General features: G+C 36.5%; 17 protein-coding genes and 1 pseudogene. 9 read left to right on the top strand and 9 right to left on the bottom strand.

The window, feature by feature from the left end:
* Positions 1-605 precede the first annotated feature (605 nt).
* A complete protein-coding gene (locus LKACC16343_RS08125) occupies positions 606-1625 on the bottom strand; it encodes a YeiH family protein (protein WP_056951269.1) in 1020 nt (339 codons plus the stop codon).
* A gap of 100 nt (positions 1626-1725) precedes the next feature.
* Between LKACC16343_RS08125 and LKACC16343_RS08130 the strand changes: the two genes are divergently transcribed.
* On the top strand, positions 1726-2595 hold the full coding sequence (locus LKACC16343_RS08130) for a LysR family transcriptional regulator (protein WP_056951267.1): 870 nt from the start codon (positions 1726-1728) through the stop codon (positions 2593-2595).
* On the opposite strand, the gene LKACC16343_RS08135 is transcribed toward LKACC16343_RS08130, so the two are convergent.
* Positions 2585-3169, bottom strand: a complete 585-nt coding sequence (locus LKACC16343_RS08135; protein WP_056951266.1) for a peptidylprolyl isomerase — start codon at positions 3167-3169, stop codon at positions 2585-2587. The genes LKACC16343_RS08130 and LKACC16343_RS08135 overlap by 11 nt on opposite strands.
* Before the next feature lie 120 nt (positions 3170-3289).
* On the opposite strand from LKACC16343_RS08135, the gene LKACC16343_RS08140 reads away from it, so the two are divergent.
* Complete coding sequence (locus LKACC16343_RS08140) at positions 3290-3649, top strand: DUF2200 domain-containing protein (protein WP_056951264.1); 360 nt, start codon at positions 3290-3292, stop codon at positions 3647-3649.
* Here LKACC16343_RS08140 and LKACC16343_RS08145 read toward each other — a convergent pair.
* A complete protein-coding gene (locus tag LKACC16343_RS08145; protein WP_056951262.1) occupies positions 3646-4095 on the bottom strand; it encodes a DUF3955 domain-containing protein in 450 nt (149 codons plus the stop codon). The genes LKACC16343_RS08140 and LKACC16343_RS08145 overlap by 4 nt on opposite strands.
* Before the next feature lie 188 nt (positions 4096-4283).
* Between LKACC16343_RS08145 and LKACC16343_RS08150 the strand changes: the two genes are divergently transcribed.
* The gene (locus tag LKACC16343_RS08150; protein ID WP_056951260.1) at positions 4284-4535 is read left to right on the top strand and encodes a hypothetical protein; all 252 of its coding nucleotides are present in this window, start codon (positions 4284-4286) and stop codon (positions 4533-4535) included.
* A gap of 87 nt (positions 4536-4622) precedes the next feature.
* Positions 4623-5465: a mechanosensitive ion channel family protein gene (locus LKACC16343_RS08155; protein ID WP_056951259.1), complete on the top strand. Its 843-nt coding sequence runs from the start codon at positions 4623-4625 to the stop codon at positions 5463-5465.
* A gap of 230 nt (positions 5466-5695) precedes the next feature.
* Here the strand turns inward: LKACC16343_RS08155 and LKACC16343_RS08160 are convergent.
* Together LKACC16343_RS08160 and LKACC16343_RS08165 are read right to left on the bottom strand one after the other, a co-directional pair.
* Positions 5696-6648, bottom strand: a pseudogene (locus LKACC16343_RS08160) (aldo/keto reductase).
* Between the two features lie 82 nt (positions 6649-6730).
* Complete coding sequence (locus LKACC16343_RS08165; RefSeq protein WP_056951257.1) at positions 6731-7735, bottom strand: NAD-dependent epimerase/dehydratase family protein; 1005 nt, start codon at positions 7733-7735, stop codon at positions 6731-6733.
* 97 nt (positions 7736-7832) lie between these two features.
* Between LKACC16343_RS08165 and LKACC16343_RS08170 the strand changes: the two genes are divergently transcribed.
* Entirely contained in the window at positions 7833-8474 is a 642-nt protein-coding gene (locus LKACC16343_RS08170; RefSeq protein WP_056951254.1) for a TetR/AcrR family transcriptional regulator, read from the top strand.
* Between the two features lie 70 nt (positions 8475-8544).
* Positions 8545-9954 carry a C69 family dipeptidase gene (locus LKACC16343_RS08175; protein WP_056951252.1) on the top strand — a complete coding sequence of 470 codons (1410 nt, stop codon included), beginning with the start codon at positions 8545-8547 and terminating at the stop codon, positions 9952-9954.
* A gap of 246 nt (positions 9955-10200) precedes the next feature.
* Here the strand turns inward: LKACC16343_RS08175 and LKACC16343_RS08180 are convergent, their stop codons facing one another.
* Complete coding sequence (locus tag LKACC16343_RS08180) at positions 10201-10740, bottom strand: hypothetical protein (RefSeq protein WP_056951250.1); 540 nt, start codon at positions 10738-10740, stop codon at positions 10201-10203.
* Between the two features lie 162 nt (positions 10741-10902).
* On the opposite strand from LKACC16343_RS08180, the gene LKACC16343_RS08185 reads away from it, so the two are divergent.
* Positions 10903-12081: an exonuclease SbcCD subunit D gene (locus LKACC16343_RS08185; protein WP_056951248.1), complete on the top strand. Its 1179-nt coding sequence runs from the start codon at positions 10903-10905 to the stop codon at positions 12079-12081.
* A 2-nt stretch (positions 12082-12083) separates the two neighbouring features.
* A complete protein-coding gene (locus LKACC16343_RS08190) occupies positions 12084-15254 on the top strand; it encodes an AAA family ATPase (protein WP_056951246.1) in 3171 nt (1056 codons plus the stop codon).
* A gap of 364 nt (positions 15255-15618) precedes the next feature.
* Here LKACC16343_RS08190 and carB read toward each other — a convergent pair whose 3' ends face one another.
* The 3 genes from carB to LKACC16343_RS08205 all read right to left on the bottom strand — a co-directional run bounded on the left by carB (position 15619) and on the right by LKACC16343_RS08205 (position 21058).
* Positions 15619-18795, bottom strand: a complete 3177-nt coding sequence (carB, locus tag LKACC16343_RS08195; protein WP_056951243.1) for a carbamoyl-phosphate synthase large subunit — start codon at positions 18793-18795, stop codon at positions 15619-15621.
* Positions 18796-18813: 18 nt separating this feature from the next.
* Positions 18814-19872, bottom strand: a complete 1059-nt coding sequence (locus LKACC16343_RS08200) for a carbamoyl phosphate synthase small subunit (RefSeq protein WP_056951241.1) — start codon at positions 19870-19872, stop codon at positions 18814-18816.
* 277 nt (positions 19873-20149) lie between these two features.
* Positions 20150-21058 (bottom strand): HNH endonuclease, encoded by a 909-nt coding sequence (locus LKACC16343_RS08205; protein WP_056951239.1) that lies wholly within the window; start codon positions 21056-21058, stop codon positions 20150-20152.
* A gap of 105 nt (positions 21059-21163) precedes the next feature.
* Here LKACC16343_RS08205 and LKACC16343_RS08210 point away from each other — a divergent pair, with 105 nt between their 5' ends.
* Positions 21164-24052: a DEAD/DEAH box helicase gene (locus tag LKACC16343_RS08210; protein WP_056951238.1), complete on the top strand. Its 2889-nt coding sequence runs from the start codon at positions 21164-21166 to the stop codon at positions 24050-24052.
* The last annotated feature ends 40 nt before the right edge of the window (positions 24053-24092 follow it).

The following is a 24092-nucleotide window of genomic DNA, read 5'->3' on the forward strand; positions in this document are numbered from 1 at the left end:
ATATTAAAAGTTTGTGACTCATAAATAAAAATACTAGCGAATTGACTTCGTTGTAAATCCAACAAATAAATGTTGGCCTACACAATTTTAGTGTTAAAACTTTGTTCAGTTTTCAAAGGTCTACCAGCTGATTAAGCGCTTACGCTCATCAGCGACTTAATTATTTTATCAAGGAGACAATAACTTGTCAAGAGCTTTTTAAAATAATTTTTCTAACTAATTATCAACGAATTGATAACCGGTTAGGAGTCATCTAACAGACAACTTAATTATCATATCGAAGTAACAAGAACATGTCAAGCACTTCTTTAAAATAATTTGGAATCAACGGAGAAGCAATAAAGCTTCAAAGCGTTGATTCCATTGCTCTGTCGCAACAACAAGATATATATTACCCGTTCAGTTACGACGTTGCAACCCTTTTTTATTATTTTTTGTTAATCAGTTAAAAACAATTCAGTTTCTTCCTATAGTTAACGAATATAACTTCAATATGACTTTTATGTTTATTACTATACCACGATTGCCAAACATGTCCATTGACTTTGCGTCTTCTCTCAAAACAAACAAAAAAGCCCACCCTTCCATAGGAAAAGTGAAGCATTTTAGAAGAACATCTTACTAACTATGATTGTAAATGTCAGTAAAACTACTGATGCAGACAAAGCGGCTAAAACAGCATTACGTCCACTACTCAAGAAAGCCTTGAAATTAACACTCATCCCTAAAGCAGCCATTGCCATCCCTAGTACTAGATAAGCTAACTTAACTAACTGGTTCAACAAAGCGCTAGACATAGGAACAAAAGTACCAATAACACTAGCCAATAAAAATCCTGCCATAAACCAAGGTATCGGCAATTTACCTTTTTCACCCTCATTAGTTTTATCCTGGTGTTGATACCAAATACCTATTATCAAAGCAGCTGGTGCTAATAGTAAGACTCGAGATAATTTAGTTATGATTGCAGCACTCAAACTAACTGGTCCACCGGCACTACCTGTTGCAATCGCATGAGCTATTTCATGCAGTGATCCTCCAGCCATAACTCCAAACTGCATTGATGTCATATGCAACAATGGCTTAATAGCAATTTCGATTAAAGTAAAGACTGTTCCTAAAATGGCGACAATTGCTACAGCCAATACTTCATCATTATGTTTATCAGCCTCTTGATCTTTGGAAACTTTGATTTGAGGTGAGATACCCATTACAGCTGCCGCCCCACAAATACTAGTTCCACTAGCAGTCAAAATAGCTAATCGTTTACTGACTCCGAACTTTCTAGCAATGTTATATGTCAAGACAACCATTCCGCTAACAATCACCATTGCAAAAAGAATTGTTTTCACACCAGCATGGGCTAAATCAATTAAATTCAGTTTGAATCCTAACAAGATGATTCCTAATCGAAGAAATTTGTTAGAAATGAAGCCGATTCCGCTCTCAGCTTTTTGAATTGCTGGACGATAGAATTGAAACAACATCCCTAATATCAGTGAAAGCACTAATGCGCCGATCACTGTTAAATATGGTAAGCCGCCTAAGAAGCTACCAACAATTGAACACAATAAGGTCATAAAAAACGCATAATAGAAGCTTTTTTCAAAAAATTTTAAATACATAAGTTAATCCTCCCTGTTTAAGAGGATAATATAGAACTATCATAAGTAAAAATTAGTATTTATTACATTTGCATAAGCAAAATTTATTATAGGAGCAATTATGTTAGATAAACGTTATCAAACACTCGTCGTATTGGCTGACACCAATTCATTCACTAAAACGGCTGAAACACTATTTATTACTCAACCAGCTGTTTCTCAACAAATAACTTCATTGGAAAATGAATTGAATCTTTCCTTAGTCATCCGTGATCACAATCGTATTCACTTAACCGATATCGGTCAGAAATTAGCTGATTATGCTAAACAAGTCGAATTCGAAAGTCAAAAAGTCCTTAACTCTTTAAAAACACCCGCCAAATTCAATATGGGGTGTACTCTTTCGCTTAGTTCAACACTACTACCAAAATTTTTAAATCATCTAAGTAATAAAATCCAAATATCGACTACCGAGATCAAGAATACCGACCATATCTTACAAAATATCCGTGATGGCAAAATTGATTTTGGATTAGTTGAGGGAAACTTTGATACTGATGAATTCGATTCTTTCTTCTTACAAAAAGAGAACTTCGTCTGTATTTCTCATCAGCAACTTAACATTTCAACCATTGAAGACCTTTTCAATCAAACTCTCTTAATCCGAGAACCCGGTTCCGGTAGCCGCAATATTTTCGAAAATTGGTTAGCTACTCAAAACTATAAAATCAACGACTTCAATAAAGTGATGGAGATTGCCAGTCCTAATACCATTCTTGAACTGCTAAAACAGATTTCCGGTGTCACTTTCATCTATGAATCACTCGTCACCTCGGAGATTAAAAATGGACAATTAAAAAAACTAGATTTTCCAGGGTTCAAAATTGAACATCCCATTAATCTAGTTTTTCTCAAAAATTCTTATTTTAAAAATACTTATCAGGAATTAACTGCTTCATATCTTCAAGAAACGAATTCTACTACTTACTGATTTCAACACTTTCCATAACGATGTCTTCTTTAGGTTTATCATTACCATCACGTTTAGCACGACTGATTTCTTGAACAACATCCATGCCTTCAATAACTTGTCCAAAAACAGTGTGACGATGATCTAGCCAAGGTGTACCACCGTTCTTATAAGCAGTGATAATTTCTTCAGGATAACCAGCACCGGCCATTTCTTTAACCATACGTTTAGGCATATTTTCGTTTGAAACGATAAAAAATTGACTACCGTTAGTATTAGGACCAGCATTAGCCATTGATAAAGCACCAGTCAAATTATATAGTTGGTCGCTGAATTCATCCTCAAAACTCTTACCATAAATACTTTCACCACCGGCACCAGTACCAGTTGGGTCTCCACCTTGAATCATGAAATCAGGAATAACACGATGGAAGATAATTCCGTTGTAGTAACCCTTTTGAGCTAATTCAATGAAATTCTTAACTGTCTTAGGAACTAATTCATCAAATAGTTGAATTTTGATTACTCCGTGATTCGTTTTAATTGTTGCTACACTGCCTGTGGCATTTTCTAAATCCAATTGTGGATATGTCATATTGTTGTTTCCCTTCTATTATCTAATCTAAGTAAACCTACTTTACCATACTAAATCAAAGTACAGGTGGTAACTGACTTTATTTTGTTACACTAACTAAAAAGGTTAACGGAGGTATATATGAAGAAGAAAGACATAACCCAAATGGCATTTCGAGATCTCTACCCACTTTATATCCAAAAAGTTGAGCGCAAGGGTCATTCACAATCCGAAGTCAATCAGATAATCTATTGGTTAACTGGTTATAACGATCAATCATTATCGGAACAAATCGAAACAGGTGCAACACTAGCAAATTTTTTCCAAAGTGCTCCACACATAAACGAAAATACTGCTTTAATCAAAGGAACCATCTTCGGCATCCACGTTGAGAATATCCAAGATCCCTTAGTTCAAGAGATTCGTTACTTGGACAAACTAGTCGATGAGCTGGCCCACAATAAAACTATGGAACAAATTTTACGTAGTGAAATATCTTAACTTTGTTTACGCAATTTTCTAAACAAGTAGATAAATCCACTGATCAATCCCATTAGTAAGAATAGATATCCTATGGGAATCAAGAAGAATGGCTCATGTAAAACGCCGTTACTGTCAATTGTTGAACCGATCATCGTAGACAACAAGAAACAACCGATCCCAGTTAATATCATAATTATCGTTGCATATAGATTGATCCGCATTTTTCTAACCTCACTACTATCATTCATTAATTTTGTCGTCATCGTTGGATCGCCCAGAATTAATCGGTCTAACGATAATTGGAACGTTTTAGCAATCATAACGACCATTTCCAAATCAGGTAAATTACGGTTATTCTCCCAACTAGAAATTGTTTGTCGTGAAACATTCAATTTCTGAGCTAGTTGTTCTTGAGTTAATTTTCTACTGGTACGTAACTTCTTTATTTGTGATCCAAAGTCCATTCCTTCAGCTCCTTTTTCCATTAGTTATACCGATATAGTGACAGAATTAAAAGCTAGAGTTACAAGCATCCTTGATATATCAATATTTATAACTTAATATTTACGATCCGTATACTTATCTATAAATATAACTAATTCTGTGTTATCTTGTATATCCAATGAAATCCAAAGACTGAGGGTACATATTTTTGATCACAGAAAACATTCAAGACTACACTTTAGGAAAAGAAGAACCTACATTAGATATCTCTATTACGGGAAACAGCAATATCGACTATTCCCACGATGACTTAAAGATTGCAGCCGCAATTAAGTTAATCGAATCTTGCGACAATTTGAACTTTACCTTACAAACTGGAGAACACGAATTATACAAGGAATTGTCCGACAAGTTATACGTCGCAGTTGAAGATTTCGTTCCCAAAAGTTACTTAAATTAATAAGAGGACAGCCTAGCCAATCGGTTTAGCTGTCTTTTTGTTTATGCTATCATTATTTCAGCTACTTTTTTGAAAGGAACGGAAATTTTGAATACATCCCTTAACTTAAATACTCTTATTAAAAAAGTTTTTCTGAAGGTCGATTGGGAGTCCCTATTACAACATGTAATCTCGGTTGTTTTCCAATTAGTCTTGTTAACAGTTGTCTTACTTTTGATTAACTGGATTGGTAAGAAAATCATTCGTCATATTTTTAAAACGGGACTGCGTAATTATAAGCGTGGTATCTCACCAAAGAAATTAGACACCATTTACACTTTAGCCCTCAACATCTTTAAATATATCCTGATGTTCTTTTGGATCTATGCCCTACTATCAGCCATTGGAATTCCTGTCGGTACATTAATTGCCGGTGCCGGAATCTTCAGTTTGGCTATTGGTCTTGGTGCTCAAGGATTCGTCTCCGATATGGTCAATGGCTTTTTCATTCTTTTAGAACAACAAATCAGCGTGGGTGATACGATTACAGTTAATAGTGTTGAAGGCCAAGTCACTTATGTTGGTATCCGAACAACTCAAATTCAAAGTGTTGATGGAACGCTAAATTATATTCCTAATCGAAATATTACCGTTGTCAGCAATAAATCCCGTAATAATATGCAGGCCTTGATGGAAATCCCTGTTTCTAGTGCTGCTCCTTTTGAGGAAATCACTAAAATCATTAATCAGATCAATCAGGATCTGGATTTGAAAAAATTGCAAATTACTAAAAAGCCTTATATTGTTGGATTCTCTAATCAACCTGATGGCACTTTGGTTATTCAGGTCGCTACTTATACCAAACCAGGTGCTCAATTCCATGTTAGAAATATTTTGTTGGAGAAATATCTTTCTGGTATTACTGGTGCTGGGATTGATTTGCCTAAATAAATTAAAAACCGCTAGACTTCCTTTTTTGGGAAGTTTAGCGGTTTTTTTGATGTTCTTATTTAGATAACTATTGTTCTGTTTTTAGATAACCATAGTTCTATGTTTTATAGTGGAAACGAGCTACGTAAGCCAGATTCCTGTGCTTTGCCTGACTTCACGAACTGTCTGCTGCGCAGCCAATTCGCAAAGTCCTGCAAATGCTCAGAATCTAAACGGACTTACTCCGCTCTCTAAGGCAAGTCATTTCCTGCTGCGAAGTATACGTCATACCACTCTTGTTTAGTAAGCTCTACATCGGCACCTTTTGCACTATCAATTACGTGTTCTGGATTCATTGTTCCTATCAACACTTGGATTCCTGCTGGGTGTCTTAAAATCCATGCTACTGCTATGGCATTCTTACTTACCCCATACTTATCTGCTAATTCTTGTAACTTAGCATTCAATTCTGGGAACTTGTCGCTGCCTATGAATGTTCCTTCGAACATCCATATTGGAATGGTGACCATGCTTGTATTGTTGTTCCCATTCTTCTGGAGAATTCTAATAGTCCTCCATCATGATTTATGGAACGAGCATCGGTCATATTTGTGTGCATTCCGTAATCAATCATTCCTGTGTGAGCAATGCTAAATTGTAATTGGTTAATCAATAACTTTTGATCAACGGCTTCTTGCAACATCTGGAATTGTTGAGGATTGAAGTTTGATACACCGAAGTGTCTTACTTTTCCATCTCTTTGCAATTCGTCAAAGGCTTCAGCTACTTCTTCTGGTTCCATCAATGGATCTGGACGATGTAATAGGAATGAATCTAGATAATCGATTTGCATTCTATCAAGAATTCCATCAACGGCTTCAATAATATGCTTCTTTGAGAAATCATATCTTTTACCGAAAACAAAACTTCCATGACTGCGGGCTGGATCAAAGACGATTCCACCTTTTGATTGAATATAGACATCATCACGTGAAATGTTTGCTTCTTTCATAGCTTGTCCGAAAACTTTTTCGGAATTGCCCATGCCATAGATATCGGCTGAATCTATATAGTTAATACCACTATCAACAGCAGCTTCAAGTGTTTTAGCTGCATCTTTAGCTGATAAAGCTTCCATACGCATAATTCCTAGTGCAACGGCTGAAGCTTTCCAATTTGTGTTACCAATATTTAGTTGTTTCATGAGTTTTTAAGTTCCTTTCGTTTTTCTCAACGATTTAACAATAGTACTTAGAGTGTGGTCTAGGTCAATTGTTTTTTCAAAATTATTTATCAAGTCCTAATTTAATCAAAGTTTTAGCTGCATCCATGACTGTTTCTTCTGGTTTATGTTGTGTCCAGCCCAAATCATTTTCCGCAGCGGCAGTCGTATGACGATATTTACGATCCAACATTGGTACTAATGCACGCAAGCTAGGAACGAAGCGCGCTAATAATTTAGTCACTGTATTAGGCATCATTCTGATTTTAATTTTTTTATATGGGAAATTAGTCTGATAAATCTTTTCTACATCTGCCATCTGTAATACTTGAGAAGCAGCTAGGTATCTTTTTCCAATAGCAACGGGATTCTCAAAGGCTAATCGGTGCAGCCTGGCTAAATCTCTAACATCCGAAATTTCTAACGGAACATGTGGTGTCATTGGCAATCCATTTAACATCTGTAACAGAATTCGATTAGAACTGACTGCCTTATCTGACAAGATTGGTCCAAAGATTGCACCTGGAAGTACTGTTGTCAATTCCATACCCTCTTCTTTGACATATTCCCAAGCAGCCTTTTCAGATTCAACTTTTGAAATACGATAAGGATCTAAATCTGGATTCTTAACATCTGTCCAAAAACTCTCATCCAAAACAGCGGTACTTCCACTTTCAGGAGTGGACGCTGCCTGTGAACTAGTCATTACTACTCGCTTAACGCCAGCTTCTTTAGCTGCTTTTAGAACTGTAAGTGTTCCATTCTTAGCAACGTTAACTAATTCTTCAACAGTTTGAGTTCCATTCCCCATTGGTGAAGCTACGTGGATCACGCCATCAGCACCTTTAATACTTTCTACCCAATTCTTGTCACTAGTTAGATCAGCTTCAAAAAAACTAAGATTCTTCATTTCATCCTTGGAAACGGCTCCAGCAATTTCTTTTTCTAGACGATCTGCCTTCTTCATTGACCGCACGCTGGTACTGACCTCATATCCTGCATTGAGAAAATCGACGATCACCCATCCTGCGACGAATCCTGTACCACCTGTTACAACTACTTTTTTCATAATTTATGTCCTCTGTTTATTTAATTTAGACAAATAATACTATCAAGTGTCTATATCGTCAAATAAATGATATAATTATTTTTGGAGGTATTATTGCATGACACCAAAAGAAGAACTAATTATCAAATTTAACCATATTATTCTCATACAAGGATTCGATAATTTTTCAATGGTAGATTTAGCAAAAATGGCCGGTATTAGTCGTGCTAAACTCTATATCTACTTTAAAAATAAAGATGAAATCGTCCAATCGGTCGTTCAACGACACTTAGAATTTCTACAAAAAAATCCCATCCCCACAAAAATTGAAGATGAGAATCTACTGCCAACTATTTTGAATTCCCTCTTATTAATGGGATCAACCACTGAATTATTCAAAACTGAATTAAAACAAACTTATCCACAAATGTATCGTCAATTCAGTCACGGTTACGAAGAATACTTTCAGGCCTTGGAAAAATATTATCAGATTGCCCAACAGCAACAATTAATCATTAATGATGTTTCCGCAGAATTCTTACTCTTCCAAAATCAAATCAATATTCATGGAATTTTAGATAATGTTAGAGTTAACCAGATAAGTTTGGAAAAAGGAGAACTGTACTTAAAAGAGTATTTTATTTATCAGATTCACTCCCTATTAGTTAAACCCGAAGTAGTGATATCTGATCAAATTAAAACCTTCGCCCATACAATCATTAATGAGTATTATGATACGTATGCACAAATTAATAACTAGTCCATTTGGTTTCAATTATTAAACCAGTTATAATTAAGATATTAATAACCATAAAGGGAGCGATTTAATAATGGAAAAACGTATTAAAGGTTCATGTACATCAATTTTAGTTGGTAAAAAAGCTTCTATTGACGGTTCAACAATTATTTCTAGAAATGACGATGGTCACGAAGCACTTGACCCTCAACGTTTTGTTGTAGTTAACCCTGAAGATCAACCTAAGGACTACACCTCAGTTATCAGTAAAGTAAACGTTGCTTTACCTGACAATCCTCTACGTTACACTTCAATTCCTAACTCAATTTTGACAAACGGAATCTGGCCTGCTGCCGGAATTAATAGTGAAAATATTGCTATGTCAGCGACTGAAACTATTACTACTAACTCACGTGTCTTAGGATTAGATCCATTCGTTGAAAACGGACTTGGTGAAGAAGACCTTGTAACTGTAGTTCTTCCATACATTCACAGTGCTAAAGATGGTGTTAAACGTCTTGGTGCTTTACTAGAAAAATACGGAACTTACGAACCAAACGGAATTTCTTTCGCTGATAACGAAGAAGTTTGGTGGTTAGAAACAATTGGTGGACACCACTGGGCAGCCGTTCGTATCCCTGATGATGCTTATGTCGTTGCACCTAACCGCATGAACATCGACAACTTCGATTTCGATTCAGCCGACACACTTTGTTCAGATGATTTGAAAGATCTCATTGACCAAAACAATTTGAATCCTGACTTTGACAAATATAACTTAAGACATATCTTAGGTAGTTCATCAGTCAAAGATACCGTTTATAACAATCCTCGTGCTTGGTCCGGACAAAAATTCTTCAGTCCCGATGACACACCAGATGATCCAATGAATCAAGATTTACCATTCATCTGCCACGCTAACCGTAAGATTTCTATCGAAGACGTAAAATTTGTTTTAAGTTCACACTTTGAAAACACTAAGTATGACGTTTATGGATCAGGTACCGAAGCCGAAAAGAAACTCTTCAGACCAATCGGTATCAACAGAAACCACGACGTACATATTCTACAAATTAGAAATAACGTTCCAGCAGAAATTGCCGGAATCCACTGGTTAGCATACGGTGCAAATACCTTTAATACCGTAGTTCCATTCTATGCCAACGTAAAAGACACCCCAGCACAATACAAAAATGCCACAGGCAAGTTTGACATGAACAATATGTACTGGTTAAGCTGTACCACTGCCCTATTAGGTGATACAGATTACGATCTATACGTTGATATGAGAAATGATTATGAACTAGACGCTATGAGTACATATCGTAAGATCCAAAATGATACCGATAAAGAAATCGCTAACCAAAATGATGCCGAAAAGTATCTAGAAAAAGCCAACAAGAAATTAGCCGATGTAGCCTTTGAAAAACAAACCAAGTTACTCGGAGATATGGTTACAATGGGATCAGAACATATGAAGTTACGTTATAATCTAAATGATTAGAGAGCGAAGCAGAGGCGGTTAGCTCCCGAGGATTAAGACTACTTTCTCAGTCGGTAGCGAAGCGCCGGCAGAGAAAGTTGACTTAACCGGAAGGAGTTGCCCCTGCGTAGCTCGTTTCCACTATTCATCATGGAACCATGGTTATTCAGAACAAAACTATCCAAAATAAGGACGGCAACTCAAAATCGAGTTACCGTCCTTATTTACATTAATGTTCAAAAGCTGACCGCGTTTTGTCCTGCTCTCCTATTCAATCAATTTCAAAGTAACTTTAGTATCACCGTAAACCGGATCTTTAACCGTTTCCTTAGCAATCTTATTATTATCACTCAATTTGAATTTAACTGACGAAATAGTGTCGCCATTAGTAAACAAAGTTTGAACATCATCATCCGTAATTGACAATGTATCACCTTTTCTCGTGTAGTAAAGCCATTGCGTACCATTAGAAAAACGATAGTACATCTGATTTTTCGAAACAATATGAATACTATAAGGCCTCTTTCCAGTCACACTATACTCATTATCAACGATAGAGGCAGTGTTAGTATATATTGAAAGAAACGGTATCCCAACAAACATTAATGCGGCTACTATAGCTCCGCTGATCTGACTCCCCCTATCCTTTTCAAATTTATCTTTGGCCTGGGTGAGCTCTTCTGCTGTTTTATCTTTCAATTCTTCCGCTTCTGGGTCAAAATTCCAATTCCGATATAAGTTATAAAACGTAACAATTATAAGAGCCAATGAACCCCACCTAATAATCTGTAAAATTAAATGCATCATATATTTCCTCCGATTGTTTAATTGCTTTTCAACATACTTGTTACGTTCACAATGACCAAAAGACAAGTACGAATTAAAAATCTTTTTCGTAATTTGATATTGATAAAAGCAATTTTTCGACGTAAAAAGGAAATAGAACATAATCTTCATGGAGGAATAATTATGAAACTTTTACATACTGCCGACTGGCATATTGGTCGGACTTTAAATGGCTACTCATTACTCGATGAACAAAAAGCCGCCTTTCAACAAATTTTAAACATCGCCTTAGAAGAACACGTCGACGGTATTGTTATTGCCGGTGATATTTATGACCGAGCTATTCCTAATGTTGATGCTGTCACAACTTTGAATGAAATGTTTAAAGAAATCAATATTGAACATCATCTACCCATTTATGCTATCTCAGGAAATCACGATGGTGCCAAGCGCCTCAATTATGGCCGTGATTGGATGGAATATAACAACTTTCATCTCAATACTTTAGTCAGTGAGGCTTTCAAACCAATTGAAACTACCGAAGTTCAAATCTTCATGTTGCCATTTTTTGATCCGATGGATGTTCGAGCTTACTACCATCAACAAGGCGTCTCTGAAGAAGACACGCAAAAAATTCACTCAATCGTTGATGCCATGAATCTTGTTTTAACAGACATGCAAAAAAATTTCGATCCTAATAAGAAACACTTACTCATCACTCACTTTGCAGTCACACCAAACAAAGAAGATAAAATCGAGTTAACTAGCGAAACTACTTCAACTGTTGGTGGGCTTGCCACTTTGACCGCTGACCAATTTCAAATGTTTGATTACGTCATGATGGGACATATTCACACTCGTTTTGCTTCTCCAAGTGAAACTATTCGATATTCTGGTAGTCCTGTGAAATTTAACGTCAAAGAAGCCCGTATTAAAAATAAAGGTAAGGGTGTTGATATCGTTGAAATCAACAATGACAAAATCACTCATACTTTCAAAGAAATCAAGCCTCAAACTGATTTAATCGTATTAGAGGAAGATTGGGACACTTTAACCGACCCCACTTTTTATAAGCAACAACCAATTGATAATGCTTGGTTTGCCATCACCGTGAAAAATTTCGATCGCAGCAAACACATTAATGTTCGTGCCCAACTACAAGAAATCTACGGAACTGTTGTTGAACTCGATTACGAGAACATCTATCAAGATAAACAAGATCAGACTGTGCAAAACATTAGTGAATTAAGTCCTGATGAAACAGTTGATCAATTTTTCCACAGCATAACTGGAAACGATCTATCTAAAACTCAAAAACAAATTGTGGATAAAATTTTTGTTGATTTAAGAAAGGAGAAATAATTTTGAAACCTATTTACTTACAGATGAATTATTTCGGACCCCATGAAAATTCCAGTATCGACTTTCGAAAACTAGATGAAGCGCCGATTTTTCTTATTGGTGGTGACACAGGTGCTGGTAAATCAACAATTTTTGATGCCATGACCTTTGCCCTTTTTGGCAGTACTACAACCGATGGACGTGATGCTCGGGAAATGCGCAGTCAATTTGCTCCCAACGATAAGGCAACCGAAGTGACTTTCTATTTTGAACAGGGAAATAATCTCTATCGTATCGTTCGCCGTCCGGAACAGTGGCTCAAAAGTCAGCGCGGTGACAATCTTGTGGATAAAAAACCGATTGCCAAATTAGCCATTGTGGATAAAGTTGGCGGTACTGAAATTGACAGTATTGCTGCTAAACCTAGTGATGTCGGTACTGCTATTGCTGGAATTCTCAATCTTTCGGCTGAACAATTTAAAAAGATCATCCTCTTACCACAAAACGACTTCTCTAAATTTTTGAAATCCAAAACTGATGCTAAAGAAGCCATTCTCAAAAAGATATTTGGCACCCAACTCTATTCTGATTTTGCCAGCAAACTAAAGGAGCTCTACTCTGCCGACAAGAAAAAGAATGAAACTTTTGCCACTGATTTGGCCGCACAGTTAGACTCAGATAATTGGACCGATGAAGAAAAGGAACAGCTAAGTCATGAATCTGATGAACAAAAAATTGTCGTACTTGAAAGTTTTGTAAATAAACGTCAAACCGAATTTAATTCGGTAGAAAAACAAGCTACTGAACTAAATAAACAAGTTCAAACCGCCGACAAAAATTTTCAAAATGCCAAAGATTTGGACAAACAATTCTCCGACTTAGATACTGCTAAACATGATTACCAATTGAATATCGTCAATAAGGAATCCGAAATTTCTGCTCAGCAGCAACACGTCTCAGAATTACAATGGGCAGACGATTTGAAGGATTCTTTACGTGATCTCGATAGTAAAAATGAAGAGTTGAAAAAGACCAATGATAGAAGTCAAAAATTAACTGTCCAAATGAAACTCTCTCAAAAAGATTACCAATCAGCTACGACTAAGAATGAGGAATTAATTGCTCAAAAAGATGATTTTGATCAAAAAGAAAACCAAAGTAAGAAGTTAGCAATTCTGATTCCCGACATTGAACGTATTGAAAGAATTCGTAAGGAAATCACTAAACAAGAACCTGAATTGTTAGTTTTACAGAAAAATTTATCTGAACAAAATGAAGAATTTCAAAAAATCACTTCACAAATTGATGCCAAAAAAGAATCTTTAATCGATGGTGACAAGCTCCAAACACAAAAGGATGCCTTAACACGTGAAAAAGATGATTTTGTCGAAACTCTTACTCCCCTTGAAAATCTTCAACTTAACAATCAAAAAGAAGTTAAACGTCTCCAAACTCATTTGGATGAATTAAAGTCCCAACTACAGTCGAAAACAGAAAATCTTCAACAGGATCAAGCTGACTTTCAAGAGAAAAAAGGTCATCGTCAGGCTCTAATGATTGCTCAACTTCAAAAAGAACTGGTCGACGGAGAACCTTGTGTTGTCTGTGGTTCCACCGATCATTCTCACATGATTAAGACTATCGATGCCGATGAAACTGAATTAAAGGCTTCAATGGAACAAGTTGATAAATCACAAAATCAATTTGCCTCAGCTCAAAAAGAAGTTGAAACAGTTAATAACAATATTTCTGAGACAACCACTGAATTAAATGCAGCTCAGGATAACCTTAAAACTGCTACCCAAAAATTAAACGAGACTTATTTAGAATTAACTGATAAATCTGAACTAACCTTTGCTACCGAATTCAATCTGTCAGCTTCAAAATCAATTTTTGATAAAAAAATTGCCTCTCTTACTGAACAATTAGCTGCTGCCAACAAACTAACTGCTGAAATTGAAAAATTGACTAAGGACAGTCAGAAAATTGCTGATAAACAAAATGAATTTAAACTTGATTTGGCTACCAAAAAATCAGCTTTAGAGGCCAACCAAAAAGATCTCAAACAAACTCTTGCTAAACTTGGCGATGAAAACCGTTCTAGCCAAGAAATCACTCAAGAAATTAAAACCTTAGATGCAGCCGTTAAGGACTATCAAGAACAAGTTACAGAAACACAAAAAGTGGCTCAAGATAGCCAAATTAAGTATTCCAACAATAAAACGCAGTTAGATGATGTTGAAAAACAAGCTGCCGAACAAAAGGTAGCCATTGAAAAATTACAAGAGAATATCGACTCAGTTTTAAGTGACTCCGATGCTAAAACTAACGACATCAAAGTATTACGTACTTGGATTGCTGAAATAAATGATGGTGTTCTTTCCGAATTACAGATCAAAATTTCTAACTACAAACAAGAAAAAACTCGTTTGGAAAAACGTATCAATGAATTATCTACTGCATTAACCAACAAAGAAAAACCTGATTTAGAAACTCTTCGAACAGTTTTAACTGGTCTACAAACTAAAAAGGATGAACTAATTTCTCAAGTTGCCAATGCTAAACGAACTTTCCAAGATGCTGACAAGAACTTGAAACGTATTAAAGATATCATTGCGCAACAAGGTGATTTTGCGAAGAAATTCAGTCAATTATCCGATCTCTACAATATTGTGAATGGCCAAGGTAACAACGACAGTAAATTGAAGTTAGAAACTTACGTCGTGCAGAATTACCTTCAAAAAGTTCTCAATTACGCTAACGATCACTTTATCAACTTACTTTCTAACAACCGTTATACCTTTGAATTGTCAGCTGATCCTAGCGACAAAATGCGTGATCACGGCCTGGATATCAATATCTTTGATAACGAAACTGGTAAATCTCGTTCATCAGATACTTTATCCGGTGGTGAAACCTTTATTGCTGCCTTGTCTATCGCCCTTTCACTTAGTGAAGTCGTTCAATCATCTTCTAATGGAGTTCAAATTGATGCCTTATTTGTTGATGAAGGATTCGGTTCACTTGATGATGAAACCCTTGAAAAATCTATGACTGCTTTGGAAACCATCGGTCAAAATCGCATGGTCGGTGTTATCAGTCATATTGAATCTATGAAACAAACTATTGGTCAACAGGTTTTGATTAAGAAACTTGGTGATGGCCGTAGTAAGGTTGAAATTGTTAATAAGTAATGTAAAAAAGCCGCCCATTTCTGGACGGCTTTTTATTTTTGGGGAGAATTATTTTGAGGATTTTTTTGGCTAGCTCTGGACAATTCTTAAATAACCATTGTTCTTTGCAATATAGTGGAAACGAGTTACGTAGGCCAGATTCCTGTGCTTTGCCTGACTTCACAAACTGTCTGCTTCGCAGCCAATTCGCAAAGTCCTGCAAATGCTCAGAATCTAAACGGGCCTACTACACTCTCTATCGAAACGAGCTACGCAGGGGCAACTCCTTCTGGTTAAGTTAACTATCTCTGCCGGCACTTCGTTGCCGACTAAGATAGTAGTCTTAATCCTCGGGAGCTGACCGCCCCTGCTTCGCTCTCTTTCTCTATAATGCGTTTACGCCGATAAATCTTTTCTCCAACACTCTTAAAATAGCGTCGGCTGTATCTAATGATGTGTAAAGTGGTACTGAATTTAAGACGGCATTTTGTCTGATGATATATCCGTCTGATGTGTGTGTTCGTTTGTCTCCGATTGTATTGATCAACAATTGTACTTTGTTGTGTGTGATGTCATAGATAATGTCTTTATCCGACTCACCCACCTTTGGTACAGCTTTGGCTCTGATGCCTAATTTATTGAAATAGTCGGCGGTTCCTTTGGTTGCTAGTACTTGGAAGCCCACTTCTTCGAATCTTCTTGCTAAGGTAGATGCTTCTTTTTTATCTGTATCATTAACGGTGATTAAAACATTTCCGGCATCTTTGATATGTTGATTAGTTGCTTCAAAGGCTTTATACAAAGCTTCGGTATAATCGATTCCTGATCCCATAACTTCACCGGTTGATTTCATCTCTGGTCCTAAGGCACTATCAACATCGTTTAATTTATTGAAGGAGAATGTTGGCGCTTTGACATGAATCAATCTTGACTCTGGTGCTAGTCCTGGTTCTAATCCTAATGTATTGAAGTTGGCTCCTAAAATTAATTTAGTAGCAATTCTTGCCATTTGAATTCCGGTAACTTTACTTAGGAATGGAACTGTTCGACTGGCACGTGGATTTACTTCAATTACGTAGGCTTGATTATCGTGAATAACAAATTGAATATTCATGATACCGACACAGTGCAATTCTTTAGCTAAACGTTTAGCGTATTCAACAATTTGATCTTGGACTGAATCAGGAATATTTTGTGGAGGATAAACGGCCATTGAATCTCCTGAGTGAACTCCAGAACGTTCGATATGTTCGATGATACCTGGTAATAAGACGTTCTCACCATCACTTAGAGCATCAATTTCACATTCACGACCAGTTAAATAACTATCGATTAAAACTGGATGGTTATTTGATACATGGACAGCTTCTTTCATGTACTTGTTTAGTTCAGCATCCGACTTGATAATTTCCATTGCTCGGCCACCTAAAACGTAACTTGGGCGAATCAAGACAGGATAACCAATTTTTTGAGCAATTTGTAATGCACCTTCTGGTGAAGTAGCTGTTCCACCAATTGGTTGAGGAATTTCTAATTTTTTAATAATTTGGTCAAATAAATCGCGATCTTCCGCACGGTTGATATCTTCAACTTGTGTACCTAAAATCTTGATGCCATTTTCTTTCAAAGGTTCGGCCAAGTTAACTGATGTTTGACCACCAAATTGAACGATAGCACCAATTGGTTTTTCCAAGTCACAGACGTTCAAGACATCTTCTAAAGTTAATGGTTCGAAATACAACTTATCCGCAATTGAATAATCAGTTGAAACTGTTTCAGGATTATTGTTAATAACGATTGCTTTGTATCCCATTTGTTGAACTGCATTGACACAGTGAACCGTTGAATAATCAAATTCGATTCCTTGTCCAATTCGGATAGGACCTGAACCTAAGATTAGGACTGACTTATCAGACATCTTTTCTGATTCATTTTCAGTTTCATAAGTACTGTAGAAGTATGGTGTTTCGGCTTCAAATTCACCGGCACAAGTATCTACAGTTTTATAAGTTGGCAAAATTCCACTTTGAATTCTGAAGGTACGGATAATATCTTCTGACAAACCATTCAGACGGGCAATTGTCTTATCCGAGTAGCCTAGACGTTTAGCTTCGGTTACAATCTCCTTGGTCAATGATCCATTCGTCAATTCTTTTTCGAAGTTAATGATATTCTTCATTTTGGCTAAGAAGAAAGGATTGATAGCTGTTAGTTGATTGATTTTTTCGTAAGAAACATCCCGACGCAACAATTCAGCTAAATAGAATAAACGGTCATCCTTGGGTGTTTGGACGTATGTTTCCAAATCCTCAGTAGACTTGTCTTTGAGCGAATCCATGATTAAATCGTGTTGATCAATTTCCAAAGAACGAACGGCTTTTTGAAGAGCTTCTTCAAAGTTACGTCCCAAGGCCATTACTTCACCAGTAGCCTTCATCTGTGTACCAATTGTACGGTCGGCTTTAGAAAACTTATCAAATGGCCAACGTGGAATCTTGCAGACAACATAATCTAGGGCTGGTTCGAATTGCGCAAAAGTTTTACCGGTAATTGGATTAGTGATTTCATCTAATGTCAGTCCGACAGCAATTTTGGCAGCAATCTTGGCGATTGAATAACCAGTTGCTTTTGATGCCAAAGCTGAAGAACGACTGACACGTGGATTTACTTCAATAATGTAATAGTTACTTGTCTTAGTATCGATAGCTAGTTGAACGTTACAACCACCTTCAATTTTTAGCGCGCGAATAATCTTTAGTGAAACGTCACGTAATTTTTGAACTTCAGTATCTGAAAGGGTTTGGATTGGTGAAACAACGATTGAATCACCGGTATGAATTCCAACCGGATCAACGTTTTCCATATGACAAACGGCTAAGGCATTGTCCGCACTGTCACGCATTACTTCAAATTCAATTTCCTTAAAACCGGCAATACTTTGTTCAATCAGACATTCAGTTGATGGTGAAACTTTCAAACCACGTTCAACGATTTCTTTTAATTCAGCATTGTCATGTGCAACACCACCACCAGTTCCACCCATTGTGAAAGCCGGTCTGATAATTACAGGGAAGCCAATTTGGTCAGTGAAATCTTTCGCATCTTGATATGTATAAGCTGTCTTTGAAGCAGGAATTGGTTCATGTAACTTCTGCATTAAGCGTTTGAATTCTTCACGATCTTCAGCTTCGTTAATAGTATTTAATTTAGTTCCAATAATTTCGATATTTAATTGATCTAGAATTCCTGATTCTTGCAATTGGACAGCCATATTCAAACCGGTTTGACCACCTAAGGTTGGTAGAATAGCATCTGGGTGTTCTTTAACTAAAACTTTTTCCACGAACTCCAAAGTAATTGGCTCGATATAAACTTTATCAGCGATATGTTTGTCAGTCATGATCGTAGCTGGATTGGAATTGATCAAAACAACTTCATAACCTTCTTCTTTAAGAGCTAAACAAGCTTGAGTTCCTGAATAATCAAATTCGGCAGCTTGTCCAATGATGATTGGACCAGAACCGATGATCATAATCTTTTTAAGGTCTGTTCTCTTTGGCATAATTAATTTTTCCTCCAGCTATTTGTTTAGTCTTTCCAAGAATTTATCAAAAATGAAGTCGGCGTCATGTGGTCCTGGCATTGCATCCGGATGGAATTGAACTGAGAAGGCATTGTACTTAGTATGTTCAACCCCTTCAACTGTTTGGTCATTCAATTCAACTTGGGTCACTTTTAAATCTGTATTAGCGATGGATTCCGGATCAACCGCATACCCATGATTTTGAGAAGTGAAATAAATTTTGCCTGTTTCCAAATTTTTTACCGGATGATTGAAACCACGATGTCCAAATTTCATCTTAAAAGTTTTCGCACCATTGGCTAAACATAGCAGTTGGTGTCCCATACAGATGCCAAAGACTGGATATTTCTTCTCTAGTTCCACGATGTTATCCAAAATATCGGTGTGATCGATTGGATCTCCAGGTCCATTACTCAAAAGAATTCCATCGGGTTTTAAATTTTCGATATCCTCAACTGAAGTATTACCTGGCACAACAGTTACTTTAACGTCACGTCTTTGTAATTCATCGACAATACTTTGTTTGTAGCCGTAATCTAGCATCACGACATGCTTACCTTTGCCTGCAAATATTTGTGAAGTTTCCGCAATACTTTTATTCAACTGGGCTCGATCTAGTTGCCAATCAGCAATTTGGTCAATCAATCCTGAATTCAAATTGTCAACGATGGCTGCCTTTAAAGCTCCAGCCTTTCTAATTTTCAAAGTGATGGCACGTGTATCAATCCCTTGAATTCCGGGGATGTTCTCTTCTTTCAGGAATTGATCGATAGTCATTTCACTTTGGTAATTACCGACAACTTCCGCAATTTCACGAGCTAAAACACCTTTGATGTATGACTTAGGTGACTCGTTAAATTTTTTAGAAATTCCGTAATTACCAATCATTGGTGTACAAAAATTAATAATTTGTCCGTTGTAAGATTGGTCAGTGATAGCTTCTTGGTATCCACTCATACCGGTTGTGAAAACTAACTCACCAATCGTTTCAACATCACCACCGAAGGCCTTACCTTCAAAATATGTACCATCTTCAAAAACTAGATATCTTTTCATAATATTCTCCAAACTTTCACAATATTTGAGACAGAAAAAGGGATGCTTTATCCAGCATCCCTCAAGTTTTGTCTTAGATTGATTATTTAGACTGAACCTTTGAGACCTCTCTGGATCTGATTAAAAATTCAAGATATAAAAAAACTTCCCTTGCCAGTGCGACAAAGAAAGTTAGTTAGGGTTTCCCCATAAGCGATTGCACTTTCCAAGTCTCACTGGACTTAATTAAAAGTTGTTGTCCATATAATACAAGGAACTTCAGTGTTCGTCAATAGGGTTATTTTTTAAAGACATGTTCACGGTGATATTGTAAATATTCTTTATTAGGAGAATATTGATAATTCATATGTATTTTTCTATTCTTATATTTATTTAATAATTTATTGGTTTCCGCATCCGATGCAGCAACATCAGAAATAACAATATGACCTTTATCATTGAAGGTAAAATACCCTGCTGTAAAGGCTTCAGCTAACATTTTGGTAAAACTAATTCCATTACGTGGATCCAAACGAATTTCCTTATTGGCTGACCAAGGAACAATTCTGGCTACAACTAAATCATCCTCATCCACTGGACCTGCCACCGCCGATTTATAATGATAATTAAATTTTACTTTATCCGCAAAGAACTTTTGAACCGCATTGTAAGTTTTTACACCCTTAGCCTCATCATTGATAAAGTACAATTCATTCTTCTCAGCCTGATAACATTTCACCGCCAATAGTTCTTCAGCATCTGACAATTCTGGTTCAGATACCATATTCTTCTGGCGCTCTAATAAACCTCTGTAATCATGCTCATTTATCTGGGTGATACCATTCATGTTAAAGAAGTTGGACCACTTGCCTTTGAATTTACGAAATGTCCAATCGAAAGTACGCAAATTTTGTTTCATGAGACGATGGGAAAACAAATAAGGCTGTTCAATTGTGACAATATCATTGCCAGTAGCTGGATCTTGTCTTACAACTTCACCAAATTTTCCAGCACCATAAAGGTAAAATTCATTACCCCATTCTGAAGCACTGCCAGAACGACGATAAATGATCAGATCACCTTTGTGAAGCTGATTGTTATTATGATTTTGATAGCTATAGTATTTAAAATCCACATCATTGTGTTCAATACTAGAGCTGGAATCTATTATAAAATAATTGGTTTGGGAGTTCTCATTTTGATTCATAAAATACACTTCCTCTGCCTTTCATTGTACACAAATCATCTATAAAATTTAACCGCTCTGATATACTTGTCTATTAGAACAATTACAAATTGGAAGTGAAATTATATGGACGCTGATTATGAAATTAACCAAGGCGTAAACTTTGGCTTCATCGACAACTCGACACAATCATTATCCCGTTATCAACCAGCATTGATAACTAATCAAAATGGGACCGTGCTCGATACTCTGGAAGACGAATTACGTAACGCCAAATCCTTTACCATTGCCGTAGCCTTCGTTACTTCGGGTGGTCTATTAGATCTTAAAAGTATTCTGGCTGACATCGCTACACACGGTGTCCGTGGAAAACTTATCACTTCAACTTACTTAGGCTTTAATAATCCGGATGTCTTCGACGATTTATTGCAAATCCCTAATCTCGACGTTAAAGTTTTGGATCAAGATGGCTTCCATACAAAGGCCTACTATTTCAATCATGACACTTACGAAAGTGCCCTAATAGGTAGTTCCAATCTAACGCAAAACGCTTTGAAAAAGAATTTCGAATGGAACCTGCGTATCACTTCAACTGAACGTGGTGACGTTATTCGTAATGTTAAAAATGAACTAGATAATCTTTGGCAACAAGCCGCTCCTTTGACACCATCATGGATAGAAGATTACCGCCAAAATTGGCAACCTAATTATTCAACTTATCGAAATAAGAAACAAATTAAACCAGCAGACAAAATTGTTCCTAACGAAATGCAGAAACCAGCCTTGGAAGCTCTGAAACATTTACGAGATGTCGAACATGCTAAAAAGGGATTAGTTGTGGCGGCGACCGGAACTGGTAAAACTTATTTAGCCGCTTTTGATGTCCAACAGTTTAATCCTAAGCGACTATTATTTGTCGTTCACCGGGAACAAATTTTGCGTAAAGCTATGTCCAGTTTCAAAGAAATTTTGGGTGGGTCTGATAACGACTATGGTATTCTCAGCGGTAATCAAAAAGAAGTAACTGCGCGTTATCTTTTCGCAACGGTTAACATGATTTCTAAAAAATCGGTCCGTGAACAATTGGGAGCCGCTGCATTCGACTACATTATCATCGACGAGGCTCATCGCGTTAGCCAAAATCAGCCTGATGAAAAAGAATCCATGTACCAACATTTGATGAACTTTTACCAACCACAATTCATGTTGGGAATGACGGCTACTCCCGAAAGAACCGATGGAACCAACGTTTACAAGTATTTCGACTACCATCTGGCTTATGAAATTTCACTATTAGACTCATTAGACAATGACCTACTCGTACCTTTCCACTACATCGGTGTAACTGACTATGAGAAAAACGGTGAAGTTATCGATGACAAAACTAGTTTGAAATATTTAGTATCTGATGAACGTGTAAATTACATTATTGATAAAACTAATTATTACGGTCCTCGTGGCAATAATGTACACGGATTAATTTTTGTTAGTCGTGTCGCTGAAGGTCGTGAATTGGCTGTTAAGCTTACCGCTAAAGGAATCAACGCTCAATTTGTTTCTGCTGAGGATACGGTCGAGGCTCGAGAAAAAGCTGTTCGAGAATTGACTGACGGCAAACTACAATACATCATCACAGTTGATATTTTTAATGAGGGCGTGGATATTCCTATCCTCAATCAAATTGTCATGATGCGTCCCACAAAATCCAGCATTATATTTCTACAACAATTAGGACGTGGATTACGTAAATTTGTTCATAAGGAATTCGTGACAATTTTAGATTTTATCGGTAATTATGATGAAAATTATATGATTCCAATGGCATTCGATCGTTCTCATACCAGCAACAAAGAGAAAATCCTCAAACAGATCGTCAGCCCCAGTATTTCTGGAGTTTCCACGATTCATTTTGAAGAAGTAGCTCGTAATCGAATTCTGGCAGCCGTTTCAAAAGCTCGTTTAAATGATATGAATCGTTTCAAAGCTGCTTATCAAAGCCTTAAAGATAAAATTGGCTTACGGTCACCTATGTTATTAGACTTTGCCAAACTAGGCAGTGTTGACGTTCCCGATATAATTGATAAATTTAAGACTGTTTATGACATGCAAAATAAATTTGAAGATAATCTTTCTGATTCACTTACTAAAGAACAATATTCATTTTTAAAATTTATTTCTGCGGAAATCACTGTATCTAAACGTCCTGTTGAAGCATGGATTTTGAAACAATTGTTACTTCGGCATACTTTAACTGACGAAGAAATTCTATCTGAACTTCAATCTCAAAATATTTTCTGTGACAGTGAAACTTTGGTCAATGTGGCTTCTGTCTTAGACTTCAGTTACTTTTCAAAAGTAAAACAAAAAAAATACGGCCAAGTTGTGTTAACTGACCGTATCGATGATAAATGGAAATTTACTTCTGAACTCCAACAAATGTTGCAACTACAAATGTTTAGAAAATATTTTGAAGATGCTTTAGATGCAAAACTTTGGGATGTACATCAAAATCCAGCAATCTATCGTAATCGATTTACCATTGGCGAAAAATATTTCCGTCCTGACATTATCAAGATGTTGAACTGGAAAAATGAGCCTAATTATATAAATATTGGTGGTTACGGCTTAAGAGATGATGGACGTTTTCTTCCTGTTTTCATATCTTTAAAGAAGACTGTGAAAGTTCAAAATAAGATGGTATATGAAAATACCTTCTCGGATCGTTCAACCTTACCTTTGTTCTCTAAAAGTGGACGTTCAATGTCCAGTACAGTTGAGAGTGAGATTCTCAAACATAAAGGTTTTGGGATGATTCAGTTGTTCGTGAGAAAATCTAACAACGATAGAGTAGATGGTAAGGATTTTTACTATCTTGGTTCCGCACGTATTCTTACTGCAAAAGATATAGTTGAAAAAAACAGCGATGGTAAGCCAACCAAATTAGTTGAATTTACACTTCGATTGGAACATGAATTGGATTTAGGATTGTATCATTTTTTGACTGAAGAAAGTTAATAGGAACAATTTAAATTTGTAATAATAATGATTAATTGAA

It is taken from the genome of Companilactobacillus bobalius (assembly GCF_002179915.1).
GTDB lineage: Bacteria > Bacillota > Bacilli > Lactobacillales > Lactobacillaceae > Companilactobacillus > Companilactobacillus bobalius.

What these genes read in the sequence shown, in the direction of transcription:
- LKACC16343_RS08125 (WP_056951269.1), bottom strand. Translation starts at nt 1,625, where the DNA reads ATGTATTTAAAATTTTTTGAAAAAAGCTTCTATTATGCGTTTTTTATG.
- LKACC16343_RS08130 (WP_056951267.1), top strand. Translation starts at nt 1,726, where the DNA reads ATGTTAGATAAACGTTATCAAACACTCGTCGTATTGGCTGACACCAAT.
- LKACC16343_RS08135 (WP_056951266.1), bottom strand. Translation starts at nt 3,169, where the DNA reads ATGACATATCCACAATTGGATTTAGAAAATGCCACAGGCAGTGTAGCA.
- LKACC16343_RS08140 (WP_056951264.1), top strand. Translation starts at nt 3,290, where the DNA reads ATGAAGAAGAAAGACATAACCCAAATGGCATTTCGAGATCTCTACCCA.
- LKACC16343_RS08145 (WP_056951262.1), bottom strand. Translation starts at nt 4,095, where the DNA reads ATGGACTTTGGATCACAAATAAAGAAGTTACGTACCAGTAGAAAATTA.
- LKACC16343_RS08165 (WP_056951257.1), bottom strand. Translation starts at nt 7,735, where the DNA reads ATGAAAAAAGTAGTTGTAACAGGTGGTACAGGATTCGTCGCAGGATGG.
- LKACC16343_RS08170 (WP_056951254.1), top strand. Translation starts at nt 7,833, where the DNA reads ATGACACCAAAAGAAGAACTAATTATCAAATTTAACCATATTATTCTC.
- LKACC16343_RS08175 (WP_056951252.1), top strand. Translation starts at nt 8,545, where the DNA reads ATGGAAAAACGTATTAAAGGTTCATGTACATCAATTTTAGTTGGTAAA.
- LKACC16343_RS08180 (WP_056951250.1), bottom strand. Translation starts at nt 10,740, where the DNA reads ATGATGCATTTAATTTTACAGATTATTAGGTGGGGTTCATTGGCTCTT.
- LKACC16343_RS08185 (WP_056951248.1), top strand. Translation starts at nt 10,903, where the DNA reads ATGAAACTTTTACATACTGCCGACTGGCATATTGGTCGGACTTTAAAT.
- carB (WP_056951243.1), bottom strand. Translation starts at nt 18,795, where the DNA reads ATGCCAAAGAGAACAGACCTTAAAAAGATTATGATCATCGGTTCTGGT.
- LKACC16343_RS08200 (WP_056951241.1), bottom strand. Translation starts at nt 19,872, where the DNA reads ATGAAAAGATATCTAGTTTTTGAAGATGGTACATATTTTGAAGGTAAG.
- LKACC16343_RS08205 (WP_056951239.1), bottom strand. Translation starts at nt 21,058, where the DNA reads ATGAATCAAAATGAGAACTCCCAAACCAATTATTTTATAATAGATTCC.
- LKACC16343_RS08210 (WP_056951238.1), top strand. Translation starts at nt 21,164, where the DNA reads ATGGACGCTGATTATGAAATTAACCAAGGCGTAAACTTTGGCTTCATC.